13 protein-coding genes and 1 pseudogene are annotated in these 13007 nt (G+C 40.2%); 9 read left to right on the forward strand and 5 right to left on the reverse strand.

All coding sequences use genetic code 11. From position 1 onward, the window contains the following. Positions 1 to 112 (forward strand): annotated as a pseudogene (locus FTV11_RS14100) (IS982 family transposase); the annotation flags it as partial. A 100-nt stretch (positions 113 to 212) separates the two neighbouring features. On the opposite strand, the gene FTV11_RS14105 reads toward FTV11_RS14100, so the two are convergent. Together FTV11_RS14105 and FTV11_RS14110 are read right to left on the reverse strand one after the other, a co-directional pair. Next, positions 213 to 737, reverse strand: a complete 525-nt coding sequence (locus FTV11_RS14105; RefSeq protein WP_078191372.1) for a YecA family protein — start codon at positions 735 to 737, stop codon at positions 213 to 215. Between the two features lie 67 nt (positions 738 to 804). Next, the gene (locus tag FTV11_RS14110; RefSeq protein WP_078191373.1) at positions 805 to 1014 is read right to left on the reverse strand and encodes a PA3496 family putative envelope integrity protein; all 210 of its coding nucleotides are present in this window, start codon (positions 1012 to 1014) and stop codon (positions 805 to 807) included. A 399-nt stretch (positions 1015 to 1413) separates the two neighbouring features. Between FTV11_RS14110 and rpoD the strand changes: the two genes are divergently transcribed. The 6 genes from rpoD (at position 1414) to FTV11_RS14140 (ending at position 7995) form a co-directional block, all read left to right on the forward strand. Then, the gene (gene rpoD, locus FTV11_RS14115) at positions 1414 to 3303 is read left to right on the forward strand and encodes an RNA polymerase sigma factor RpoD (RefSeq protein ID WP_180074197.1); all 1890 of its coding nucleotides are present in this window, start codon (positions 1414 to 1416) and stop codon (positions 3301 to 3303) included. Positions 3304 to 3430: 127 nt separating this feature from the next. Continuing rightward, positions 3431 to 3718 (forward strand): YbeD family protein, encoded by a 288-nt coding sequence (locus FTV11_RS14120; RefSeq protein WP_078191448.1) that lies wholly within the window; start codon positions 3431 to 3433, stop codon positions 3716 to 3718. Positions 3719 to 3875: 157 nt separating this feature from the next. Next, positions 3876 to 4535 (forward strand): lipoyl(octanoyl) transferase LipB, encoded by a 660-nt coding sequence (gene lipB / locus FTV11_RS14125; protein ID WP_373685429.1) that lies wholly within the window; start codon positions 3876 to 3878, stop codon positions 4533 to 4535. Between the two features lie 75 nt (positions 4536 to 4610). After that, entirely contained in the window at positions 4611 to 5144 is a 534-nt protein-coding gene (locus FTV11_RS14130) for a hypothetical protein (RefSeq protein ID WP_180055766.1), read from the forward strand. A 3-nt stretch (positions 5145 to 5147) separates the two neighbouring features. Further along, positions 5148 to 6332: an iron-containing alcohol dehydrogenase gene (locus tag FTV11_RS14135; RefSeq protein WP_180074198.1), complete on the forward strand. Its 1185-nt coding sequence runs from the start codon at positions 5148 to 5150 to the stop codon at positions 6330 to 6332. A 265-nt stretch (positions 6333 to 6597) separates the two neighbouring features. Further along, positions 6598 to 7995, forward strand: coding sequence for an APC family permease (locus FTV11_RS14140; protein WP_078191378.1), 1398 nt, complete (start codon positions 6598 to 6600; stop codon positions 7993 to 7995). A gap of 60 nt (positions 7996 to 8055) precedes the next feature. Here the strand turns inward: FTV11_RS14140 and FTV11_RS14145 are convergent, their stop codons facing one another. The 3 genes from FTV11_RS14145 to FTV11_RS14155 form a co-directional block, all read right to left on the reverse strand. Continuing rightward, positions 8056 to 8694, reverse strand: a complete 639-nt coding sequence (locus tag FTV11_RS14145; RefSeq protein ID WP_180074199.1) for a hypothetical protein — start codon at positions 8692 to 8694, stop codon at positions 8056 to 8058. Beyond that, positions 8672 to 9484 carry a DUF6502 family protein gene (locus tag FTV11_RS14150; RefSeq protein ID WP_180074200.1) on the reverse strand — a complete coding sequence of 271 codons (813 nt, stop codon included), beginning with the start codon at positions 9482 to 9484 and terminating at the stop codon, positions 8672 to 8674. Before FTV11_RS14150 ends, FTV11_RS14145 begins: the two co-directional genes overlap by 23 nt. A 66-nt stretch (positions 9485 to 9550) precedes the next feature. Continuing rightward, positions 9551 to 10747 carry a cupin-like domain-containing protein gene (locus tag FTV11_RS14155; protein ID WP_180074201.1) on the reverse strand — a complete coding sequence of 399 codons (1197 nt, stop codon included), beginning with the start codon at positions 10745 to 10747 and terminating at the stop codon, positions 9551 to 9553. 152 nt (positions 10748 to 10899) lie between these two features. Between FTV11_RS14155 and FTV11_RS14160 the strand changes: the two genes are divergently transcribed. Together FTV11_RS14160 and FTV11_RS14165 are read left to right on the forward strand one after the other, a co-directional pair. After that, complete coding sequence (locus FTV11_RS14160; RefSeq protein ID WP_180074202.1) at positions 10900 to 11295, forward strand: hypothetical protein; 396 nt, start codon at positions 10900 to 10902, stop codon at positions 11293 to 11295. Positions 11296 to 11365: 70 nt separating this feature from the next. Next, positions 11366 to 12961: a PT dipeptide repeat lipoprotein gene (locus tag FTV11_RS14165; protein ID WP_180074203.1), complete on the forward strand. Its 1596-nt coding sequence runs from the start codon at positions 11366 to 11368 to the stop codon at positions 12959 to 12961. Positions 12962 to 13007: the final 46 nt, after the last annotated feature.

Raw genomic sequence — 13007 nt, forward strand, 5'->3', positions numbered from 1 at the left:
TAGAGCTAGAAGTATCTCAGGCTTTTTAAGTGGTATTTACGCATCACTATGTGCATACCAATTAACTCAGCAGCATAAGCCCACAATTCAAATTATGCAGTCATTGGCTTAAAAAGGATTCGGGTTAGTTAAGCATTAAGATTAATTTTGAACTGAAAAAGTTCAGCGCTAAAAAAAGCACCCCAAGGTGCTTTTTTTAAATTTCATCGAAATTAATTTGGTGTGTGATACATCAAATATAATTCGTTCAAATTGGTTGGGATTTCTTCTGCAAGTTCATCCATCAACTGACCATTGCGACGGAAAGATTCCATTTGTGGATCTTCTTCATCAATGCCGCTGAACACCATGATTGGCAAAGTTAAATCTACCAATTGTTCTTCAAACTCGTCGGTGAACCATGCATCTTCGTTTAGGAACATGGCATCAACGAAGCCAACACTCCAGTCACCAAGACTTGATTCAACATCGGCTTCTTCAATTTCAAATGGAAATTCAATACCATCTTCATTGGCAAGATTCTGACGAATCGATTCGAGCCATGCTTTTACTTGTGCAATAATTTCAGCAGGTACTTTTTTCTGATTGTTATCAAAAAGTTCGTCTAGCCATTTATCAAAAGCTGGGCCTACTGCAATTGCACATAAAAAACCATGAGTCGCTGCAAAATCTAGACCATGCTCGTTGTCATCGCCGTCTAGATAGTCACTCAAAAGGTCTAAATCTAAAGCACTCATTTCAAATCCAGAGTTAGAAACTTAATGCGTAAGCATAGCATTTTCAAGCGCTATGCTAAATCGCTATTTAGTCTTCTTCGTCATCAAAATCATCGTCATCGTCGATGTCGTAATCAAAATCTTTAAGCTCACGTTCAAGACGGCGCTGAGCCAGAAGGTCATCAATAAGTCGGCGCTTTTCTAACGATTCTTTCGCGCTAGTTTTTGCACTGGCCTCATCGAAATTCACATCATCATCACCGTAGTTATCATCTAGTTCAAAATCTGTAGAAGACACCAAAACTACCTCATAATGAAAAAAATTGAAGGGGTCTAGCCGCTATTTATATGGGATATAAAATATTGTCAAGTTTTATTTGTTTTTTTAACAACTAAACTTTAAAAATAGGTCTTTTTTTCTTACCAAAACCTGTGGCATGATATAATCCACCCTGCGTCCTTCATTTTTATGACAGTCAAAGATGACTCGTAAAATAATCGATGCATGGGATGAACTTGAAAACAACAATTTCAGCCCCACCTAAATTACTGAATTTAAATTTTTAATATCTCATTGGACAGCTTGATGCTGTACCGTCCTAATGGGATAAGCCAGCTATTAACAAGATTTAATGAGACGATCGTGCTAAAATGCACGGTTTTTTACTGCCACAGATTCAACGAAGAGTAAGCAAAGATGAGCGATATGACTTCCCCTACTTCTCAAGTAGCGGCTCTGATTAGCCGAGGCAAAGAGCAAGGTTACCTAACTTTCGCCGAGGTTAACGATCATCTCCCGGACTCAATCACTGAAAGTGAACAGATTGAAGACATCATTCAGATGTTGAATGACGTGGGTATTCCGGTACATGATCGTGCACCAGAAACTGACGATACAATGTTTGAAGGTGGCAGCGAAGCGACTGACGAAGTTGCTGAAGAAGAAGCCGCTGCTGTACTTGCATCTGTTGAAAATGAACCCGGTCGTACCACTGACCCTGTGCGTATGTATATGCGCGAAATGGGTACAGTTGAGCTTTTGACACGTGAAGGCGAAATTAGCATTGCAAAACGCATCGAAGAAGGTATTCGTGACGTTTTACATTCTATTGCTTATTGGCCAAATGCAGTCGAAGTTGTACTGCAAGAATACAAAGATTATGAAGCGGGTGAACGCCGTCTAGCGGATATTCTTTCTGGTTATTTAGATCCAGAATCTGACGAAGCCATCCCAGAAGTGATCGATGAAGATGATTCTGAGATCGATGAAGATGAAGCGTCAACCAACAAGCCAACTAAAGATGTCAAACTTGATGATGACGATGAAGAAGAAGAGTCTGAAGGTGATGATGATTCTGAAGGCGAATCTGGTCCAGATCCTGAAATTGCCAAAGCACGTTTCACTGAGCTTGAACAAGCATGGTTAGTGACTAAAGCTGCAATTGAAAAAAATGGTCGTAACAGTAAAGAAGCTGCTGCTGCACTTGAAGCACTTGCAACTGTGTTCATGATGTTCAAATTTACACCACGTTTATTCGATATCATCTCTGATTTGATCCGTAATACCCATGACCAAATCCGTACTTCTGAACGTGAAGTCATGCGTTATGCCGTACGTCGTGGTCGTATGGACCGTACTCAATTCCGTACGTCTTTCCCAGGTCAAGAATCTAACTTTGCTTGGTTAGATGAACAAATTGCTAAAGCACCTGCAGAAATGAAAGGCTATCTTGAAAAAGTCCGCCCTGACGTTCTGGCATTCCAACAAAAAATCGCTGACATCGAAAAAGAACTTGGCTTAGATGTAAAAGGCATCAAAGACATTTCTAAACGTATGTCGATTGGTGAAGCAAAAGCTCGCCGTGCGAAAAAGGAAATGGTTGAAGCCAACTTACGTTTGGTAATTTCGATTGCGAAAAAATACACCAACCGTGGTTTGCAATTCCTCGACTTGATCCAAGAAGGTAACATCGGCTTGATGAAAGCGGTGGATAAATTCGAATATCGTCGTGGTTATAAGTTCTCTACTTATGCAACTTGGTGGATTCGTCAGGCGATTACGCGTTCTATTGCCGACCAAGCACGTACTATTCGTATTCCCGTACACATGATCGAAACCATTAACAAGATCAACCGTGTATCTCGCCAACTTCTTCAAGAAATGGGTCGTGAACCGACACCTGAAGAATTAGGTGAACGTCTAGAAATGGACGAAGTGAAAGTTCGTAAAGTGCTTAAAATCGCGAAAGAACCAATTTCAATGGAAACACCAATTGGTGATGATGAAGATTCGCATCTTGGTGACTTCATTGAAGACGGCAACATCACCTCTCCGATTGATGCTGCAACGTCTGAAGGCTTAAAAGAAGCAACACGTGAAGTTCTTGAAAACTTGACTGAACGTGAAGCAAAAGTCTTGAAGATGCGTTTTGGTATCGATATGCCAACAGACCATACTCTGGAAGAAGTGGGTAAACAGTTTGACGTAACACGTGAACGTATTCGTCAGATTGAAGCGAAAGCTTTACGTAAACTTCGCCATCCATCACGTTCAGAGCATTTGCGTTCATTCCTTGAGAATGACTAACCTATAACTAGGACAATGCAGGCTTGAATATGGGGTTTTCCACCCCATATTATGAGCATGTAGCAAATGATTCCAAATACCTGCTCATTGCAGGTATTTTTAAATAATGAGGTGTCCCATGACTGATATGACTAATCGCGCTCCTTCACGTGAATTGCAAGAGCATCTTTGGGTCTTCCCTATGGACTACCCAATTAAATTGATTGGTAATGCAGGTGAAGAACTTCGCCTTGCAGTGAATGAAATTTTTGTTAAACATTTTCCTGATTTTGATGGCAGTAAAATGACTGTGACTCCATCTCGTACAGGTAAATATCATTCAATTACTGCTCAATTACGTTTCGAAGAGTTAGAACAAGTACATGCGGTCTATGCGGATTTAGCAGCTTGTAAACACATTCGTACCGCGCTGTAATTCTGTTGATTTAAATAAAAAAGCACGCTTTAGGGCGTGTTTTTTTATGTCTAAGTATAATAGTAATACCCTCAAGTATTCAGTATTTAACCCCCCTTTTGTACGTCTAATTCATTATAATCCATACATGACTTTGATAGAAAAGGACACGAAATACGTGACTGAAACTGTTCAAAAACCCGAATTAATCATTCGTCAATATAACCACCTGACCCCTTATGCAGACCGCTTTTTAGAGATGAAAACTCTCACTGAACAGCGAGATGAAAACTCACCTGATGAGCTGTGGATATTGCAACATCCCGATGTATTAACTCAGGGGCAAGCTGGCAAACCTGAACATATTTTGGTGCAAAGTAACATCCCTGTGGTACAAACAGACCGTGGTGGACAAGTCACTTGGCATGGACCGGGTCAGTTGGTCGCTTATTTCATGTTTGATTTAAATCGTTTGGGTTGGAATGTACGTACACTAGTATCGTATGCAGAAAACTTGATGATTGAGTTACTGAATAAATACGGTATTGAAGCCTACGCCAAAGCGGATGCGCCGGGGGTATATGTCAATGATCGTAAAATTGGCTCTTTGGGTTTTAAAATTCGTAAAGGCCGCAGTTATCACGGTTTGGCACTGAATATCGATTGTGATCTATTTGGTTTTCATACCATTAATCCATGTGGCTATGCTGGATTAGAAATGGTTCGTATACAAGATTTGGTGCAAGATTACCCTAAATTTGAAAACTTATGCGTCGATATCATTGATACTTTGAAAAACAGTGGTTACTTTAAAGACGTAACAGTCAAACAACTATAAAAGACTTTGCTTTCTCAAATAAAATAATTTAGAGTAAAAGCTCTAAATTAATAATTATAGATAAGGGATGTACACGTGATTGCAACTAAATCCGTTAAACCCGCGCTCCAGCAGGCCTATGTCAAACTCATGATGGATGTGATTGGCAGAGGTCTGGTCATGGCGAGCCAGGTCGATGAAGAAATTAAACAAGAAGTTGCTAAATTTCCAGTTAATTTTATTTTATCTATGAATGTTTTTCCTAATGGTGCTGCATTTGTCGCGCAAGTCACGGAAGACCATCAACTCAAACTCCTCACACCCGGCACTCAAAAGCCTGACTTAACCATTACGTTTAAGCATTTGAGTCATGCCTTTTTGGTCTTCTCATTTCAAGAAAGTACCGCACAAGCCTTTGCCAATGACCGCATGATCGCCGACGGTGATTTGTCTTATGCGATCCGACTAGTGCGTTGTCTCAACAAAATGGAAGCATTAATTTTACCTAAATTGGTGGCTGAATTGGCTGTCAAAGAATATCCAACACATTTAAGCCTAAAAGAAAAACTCAGTGGTGCTGCAAATATTTATTTAAAAGTAGCCCAGTCTTATTTAAAACGGAGCACATAACACATGGCTAAACCATATTACGAATTTTTCTGTCCTGTAAAAGTGATTGCTGGCCATGCAGCTTTAGAACACATCCCATTTGAACTGTCTACGTTGGGTGCTAAACGCCCCATGATCATTACCGACAAAGGCGTTCGCAGTAACCAATTACTTGCACCGATTGAAGCGGCATTTGAAAGTACCGAGACGGTAATTGGCTATATTTTTGATGATGTTCCGCCAGACTCAAGTTTAGAAACCGTACGTAAAGCGGCTCAACTTTACCGCGACAACCAATGTGATGCCATTATTGCCGTCGGTGGCGGTTCAGTCATTGATACCTCTAAGGCAACCAATATATTGGTGTCTGAAGGTGGTGATGACTTACTGAAATACTCAGGTGCGCACAACTTACCAAAACCTTTAAAACCATTTTTTGTGATTCCAACAACCTCAGGGACAGGTTCAGAAGTGACTATGGTCGCTGTGGTTTCTGACCCTGAAAAGAATGTCAAAATGGCCTTTGCATCGAATTATTTGATGCCACATGCGGCAATTCTTGACCCACGCATGACGCAAACCTTGCCACCACATCTTACGGCGATGACAGCAATGGATGCGATGACACATGCGATTGAAGCCTATACGTGCATGGCGGCAAACCCTATTTCAGATGCCTATGCAACTGCCGCAATCAAGAAAATCAGCAATAGCTTATTTGGTGTATTAGATAATACCAGTGATGCGCATGGACGCTTAGAACTTGCACAAGCTTCTACGATGGCAGGAATTGCATTTTCGAACTCGATGGTCGGATTGGTGCATTCATTAGGTCATGCGCTGGGTGCAGTAGCTCATCTGCCCCACGGCTTATGCATGAACTTATTCCTGCCGTATGTGCTGGAATACAACAAAGAAGTAAATGGCGATAAGATTGCTGAATTGCTATTACCACTGGCTGGCCCTGATATTTATGCGCAAACACCAGCCAACCAACGTGCAGAAAAAGCCATTTCAACGCTTTTAGCCATGCGTGACCGCCTGTTTAGTTTGACCAAATTACCTCGTACTTTGAGTGAAACTGGCAAGGTGACAGAAGCTCAATTGGATGAAGTGGCAGAGAAAGCACTGAATGATGGATCGATTATTTACAACCCTAAAGAAGCCAGCTTAGAAGACCTCAAAACTATTCTAAAAAAAGCTTGGTAATTGCTGAAAAATAAGCGAATATAGCGAAAAATTAAGCCTGATGTTTTTTTAAACATCGGGCTTTTCACTTGCAGAACGCAATATCAGTTATTTTTTAAACAAACTGGCATAATTTCTGCTAAAAATAATTTCAAAGTTACTGACAAAATGTACCAATTTGGAGTAGATTGGCGCACTTTTGTTTTAAAACGTAGGGGGGATCGTTCGTCTCAAACGATCCTTAGAATATGACTGATCCTTGATCAACGATAAGAGGATAACGCCGTTGACAAATATCTCTGGGACTCAATCGGCAGCTAAACTGCAAAAAACGCTTGGACTCTGGCACATTATTATTATTGGTTTGGCTTACATTCAGCCGATGACCTTGTTCGATACCTTCGGTCTAGTTTCTGAAGAAAGTCATCGACACGTGCCGACATCTTACATTATTGCCCTGATTGCAATTTTGTTTACCTCTATCAGTTATGGACATATGATCCGTCGCTATCCATCATCGGGTTCGGCGTATACCTATGCTCAAAAATCCATTCACCCGAACGTTGGTTTCATGGTGGGTTGGTCGTCATGGCTAGATTACCTGCTGTCTCCAATGGTGAATATTATTCTTGCAGTGATTTACCTTGAAGCACTATTTCCAACAGTAAACCACTGGGTATGGGTCATTGTGCTAACGGCATTCATGACTGGAATTAACTTACGCGGCGCGCGTTTTGTTGCTAACTTCAACAGCCTGATTGTACTTGTGCAGTTATTAGTAATTGGTATTTTCACGTGGATGGTCTACAGCAAGCTTCAAATGGGCTTCAATGCTGATGGCCCGATTTCTGCGGCAGAACGCTACCAATTATGGAGCCTTGAGCCATTCTGGAATGAACTGACGTCTGTGGGTGCACTGATTACAGGTGCAACATTACTGTGCTTCTCGTTCACTGGTTTTGACTCATTAAGTTCATTGGCAGAAGAAACCAAAGATACTGAGAAAACACTGCCGAAAGCGATTTTCTTAACTGCTTTAATCGCAGGGATTATCTTCATTATTAGTACCTACTTCATGCAGCTGTTCTTCCCTGCTGAGCCGGGCAACTATTTCAAGAATATTGCTGAAACGCAGCCAGAGATACTCATGCTCGTCGGCGGCTCACTGTTCCAATCCTATGTTTTAACTTTTGCGATTGTGACAGTAATGGCATCAGGTATTTCTGCACATGCCGGTGTATCACGTCTGATGTACGTAATGGGGCGTGATGGCGTCATTAACAAGAAGATCTTTGGTCATATTAGTCCGAAAAACTTCACACCATCGTACAACATCATGATTGTAGGTGCGGTTGCATTAACTGCGGGCTTTATGGATCTTGATATTGTCATTTCGATGATTAGTTTTGGTGCATTGACAGCCTTTACTTTCGTGAACTTATCTGTGATTTCACGTTATGCACTTCGTGATGGCCGCACAAAAACAGCCAAAGATATTTTTAGCTTTGTCGTTATTCCAATGCTTGGCTTTATCAGTATCTTTGCGATGTGGTTAGAAATTGAAGAAACTGCTTTGAAATATGGTTTATGGTGGGCAATGTTCGGTATTTTATACCTTGGTTATAAAACTAAAGGTTTTAAACACCCAGCACCACAACATAACGAATTTGATGACAAACTATAAGTTTTCCATCTCATAAAAAAGGCGCTTTAAGCGCCTTTTTTATGTCTAGCCTAATGATCTCTAAGGCTGAATACGCTTAGCGGATTGCTTAAAGTGGATTGTCATTTCTTCACACTTCTCGCCTGTATTGCCTTTAAACTCAACAGCGGTTCCCACACCATGGCTCCATGTACCTACTTCCACGGTTTCAAGATTGACTGCCGCTTCAAAGACATGCTGCTGCTGCGGATACAGCTTGATTTCACTTGGCGTTTCACAAGTCTGTTTTGGAAAATACGGTCGAACTTGCTCATCCAACTGCATAGTTAATGGCATATCACATTGCAATTGAATCGTGACTGGCACGCTATTGGTGTTCTTTAATGTCAGACGTACATTTTGTGAATTTAGTTCAGACAGTGCAGCTGGTATTTCTACAAACATCTGAGTGTCTATTTTTTCACGGTCAAGCGGATTTAAGAACGTCAATTTGCGCTCTACACCATGACAGGTATCTTGCTCAGGCGTAGAAAATTCTAGATAGCGTGTTCCAAGTATAAAGCTACCATTCTGCTCACCCGCATGACCAATATCAATAATTGGATCACCTGTGCCTTCGATCGTTACCCCACCGCTCGAAAAAAAATCAATCTCACAGCCTGACAATACGGACATCAGGCTGCAAAGTGTCAGTATTTTAAAATTTAATTTTTGCATCATGTTGATAAACTCCAAAGCGAAATGCACGATTTGCTTCAGGATTCCCGTCATCCACTGCGCAACGCTCCGCGGCAAGTTTTAAAAGTTGTAATGAGTATTTCTGCCAAAGCTCTAAGCTCATTTCATGTAATTTATTAATCGATTCTTCTGTTAATTCGTCAGCACAAATGGCTTGTTCTAAGTAAGGTATTTCATCAGGATTCAATAAATTATGCAAACCCGCTTCTAAATGCGCTTGAACATTTCGCGTTAAAATTTTACGTGCTTCTAACTGCGAAGGATCTGGAATAAAACGACGTTGTTGTAAATACACCTGCCCATCTTTTTCAGTGGCAATTTCCAAACGAACAAGCTCATTGAGTACCGAACGTGGATGGCGCTCGGTGGAGATACGTTTCACTAACATTTCAAAACTATTTTCTGACTCACTGCTGAAGGGCAATGAATCCCCCCAGCCTTCTGCAAGCCACAAACCAATCACACGTGATGGCACACTAATTGGCTCTGAAACAGTTGCTTCATTCAGATCCTTACCCTCAGAAATCACTTCTTTATAAGCAGTCACGTCTTTACGGTGTAGGCCAGAAAGTAAACTGATCGCAGAAATTGTCGGTTTTTGATCGATACGCTCTAACTCATGTACAGCTTGTTGGAAAAAAACCGGTTTCAATGCAGCAGTAAACTCGGTATACCCCACACCTGAGCGAATCAGCCATTGGCTCAGCTCATTCATCAGCACCAATACTTGCTGTAAATTTTGATCTGCCTCATTAGTGAGAAGTTTGCTCATTGAATTGCCATGAAAATTAGACTGCATAAGTGAAATTTTCGCATTGTTTAATCTACTTCACAATTTTTATCTGATGAGATCTTGAGGATATTCAGTAAAAAAATGATTATTTACATTAAAATGCGTAAAAGAAACACTGATCGACATATCTAAACTTTCAACACTATGCCACCAACCAATTGGGATAAATAAGGTTTCCCCTGGCTGCAAAATGCACTCAAACGGCGTCACGTTTTCTAACAGTGGATAGGCTGCTAGATCAGCCTTTACGACGTCTGAAACCTGACTGAATACCCAATGATCGTTATACATATACGGCATTTGCCATGCAGGAATCAAAGTCACTTTCTTACGTCCATAGATTTGTGCCAACATATTATTGGTTAAGTCATAATGCAGTGGCGTAAATGTGCCTGCAGGACCAAACCATAAAAAATGTCGATCTTTGATCTCTTTTTGACAATAACCTTTGGCGAAGTCACCTAGATCCTCACTTATCTTTTGCATGAACTGCTTATTTTGAGCGGCGTTATTCGCAGTTAAATAAATGTCATTGCTACGCTTAGTGGCTTTGATTTGTGCGACAAAATCTTGCATCAAAATAATGCGTTTCAACTGTACCGATTTTTTTTCAAAATCTTGATGCTGCTCACGATGCATCTGGACTTCAACCAACTCATTTTCAAAATGCTGTGCAAAATAATCAGGACTCCATTTATGCAGTGCAGGCCAATGTTGTATCCCACCTTTTAAAATGACCGGTCGCATCTGGCTATAATACCGCTCTATGAATGTTTCAAAATCAGGTGTTTCTATGCAATCGATTGTGGATGAAATGTGGTCGTTCAATTGATTCAATTGACCCATCACCTGTAATAGCCAACGCTGTTTATTCTGCTGTTGCTGCACTTGCTTCAGTTTTTTAAAAATTACGTTATTGTTTACACGCTTTAGAAACTGAATGATCAAATGATCTGAAATATTTTTTTGCTTAATTTTTTCTAAAATTTCATCTGTCTCTAAGCCCTCAAGACTGTATTCCAAAAGTTCATTTTGCAGCTGTTCTGAAAGTTGGTCTGCATCAGAAAATAAGTATTGATCCGCCCTTGGGCTTAATCCATGTGATTGTAAAATTAGACTTATTTTCTGTACATCGCAACCATTTTCAATATTTTCATTCAACCAATTTTGCCATTCCGTCGGTAAGGACTGATACCAATTTTTACTTTGCTTTAGATGTTCACTCTGGCTTTCTACATTCATTTTCACCACTCCACCCTCTTTACAAGTGAAGTATAAATGATCTATTTTAAAAATGCTAAATTTTCGCATTTTATAGTTATTTAAACACCGCGAATGTTATGAATCCGACAAAACTCATGCGGAATGACATAACAAAGTAAAGGAGAAAGTTCATGAAAATTCGTCATTTAGTCATCGTTAGCAGTCTGTCTTTAGCTTCAATATCAGTATATGCAGGTTTTGCCGATACCATGCGTGATTTAAGAAATACACTGAATCAATTTAATGAAACATCCAAAGAAGTATCGAATACCGCAAAAGAATGGACAGGCAGTCAGGCCACGACTAATTCAAATTATGCTGCAAATGGTTTCAGTATGGGACAGCAACTTAGACCTAAAATTAATAATCTACCGCTTTATCAAACTGCCGATAAGTCGAGCCAAGTCATTAATAAACTGTCAAAAAATGCAGACATTATTTTTGCGGGAAACATGACTAAAACAGGTTTGATAGAAGTCACTACAGAACATGGCAATGGCTGGATTGAGTCACACCTTGTGCAATAAATCTAGATTTTAAAAGTTTATACAACCGCATCAGCCGTACATAACAACTTCACTCTATTGAGCACTAGTCATGAATAATAATCACAAAATCAGCATTATCGCTGCTGTATTTACGACATTGGTGGGCTGTGGTGGATCAAGCTCCAATGATGATGGCGCGACACCTACACCTACACCTACACCTACACCTACACCTACACCTACACCTACACCTACACCAACGCCAACGCCAACGCCAACGCCAACGCCAACGCCAACGCCAACGCCAACAACTGTAGCGGATAAATTCACAGGTGAATGGATTCAAGGGAATTCTGCCCTCGGTAACAGTAATTGCGATTTACCACAAATTTCAATTCATAAAACCAGTGAAAATTCAGTCAGTGCACTGAACGAAGAACTAAAATATGCGGTACACAATAGTTCAAGTAAAACTTGCAGCGGTGAATTTATTTCCAAACGCTATCAATTACTTCATGACATGGTCATGAGTGAAATACAGCCTGCTGCAACTCTAAATAACTTTGAATATCATGCTATTAAGTTTCAACCAGTCAGAGGTGGCGCGACGAGCAACCGCGTTTTAACTTTTTTAAATAATCATTCTTTCTGTGTAATTAACGCGACGATTTCAAATCCAAGCTATATCATCATGCAACGAGGTCTAATTACCGACCCACTCAAGGACAGCCGCTGCTATACAAAAAATTCCAATGAATTCTTCACCAATTTAAAACCGAAAACCAAAATCACAACTGCAGATTTTAAGTCTGAGAATTTTATTAATACCACCGACACAGTAAACTTCTTGGCTCAGCTCAATACAATGGGACAAAGTGGTTATAAGTTAATTGGCTATGATTCTAAAACTTTGGACAATGGTAATGTTAATAGCTACATGAAACTTGCCAATGAAAATACGCGTTTCAATCATATTGTTGCAGACCGTACAGCACCCTCTATCGCTGACATATATTTTACATGGCGTAATCAGTTAAATGAAAAAGGCAAATCAGGCTATCAATACCTGCATAGCGTCAGACCAACCAATGCCCTGAATTTCAAAGATTATTTCATTAAAAAGGAAAATGATACCGCGACATATACTTACGACAGCGGCTATGTTTCCCCGCTCGTAGACCCAGTGCAACTGGAAACTATGCTCAATACACTGGGTGCCCAAGGCTGCCGTATTATTCAATTCAAAAGCTATTACACAGGTTTTCGTCCTGAAATTCTGAACGGCAAACAAAATAGTCCTAAAGTTGCAACCTGTATAAATAGCAGCGCACACCATGGCACTTACAGCTATCGCTATAAAACTTACCCAACCGGCAGCAATAGTGTAGAGCGCAGCATAAAATTACAGGAGATGATCGATGAGCAAGCTAAAGACGGTTACCGCTTAGTCAGCCGTGCTTTAGATATGAGTTCAACCACCAAAAACGGCATGCTGTTTATGAAAGACAGTGAAAACACTAATGTCGGTGAGTTTAAAGTCTTTAGTGAAACTGTCTTTGCAACGTCGACATTTAACGACGTCTTACTGAAACGTCTTCAGCAGCAAGGTCAATTGGGTTGGTTATACACCAGTGGTCAACTTCTATTTGCAAATAATCCAAAACATCTACAAACAGAACTGAGTGACTTTAATTTAATTGATTAATTCATGAGGTATCTCGAGCTTTTCCATGTCCTTTATTTTTTACATC

It is taken from the genome of Acinetobacter sp. YH12231, from assembly GCF_013417755.1.
GTDB classification, from domain to species: domain Bacteria; phylum Pseudomonadota; class Gammaproteobacteria; order Pseudomonadales; family Moraxellaceae; genus Acinetobacter; species Acinetobacter amyesii.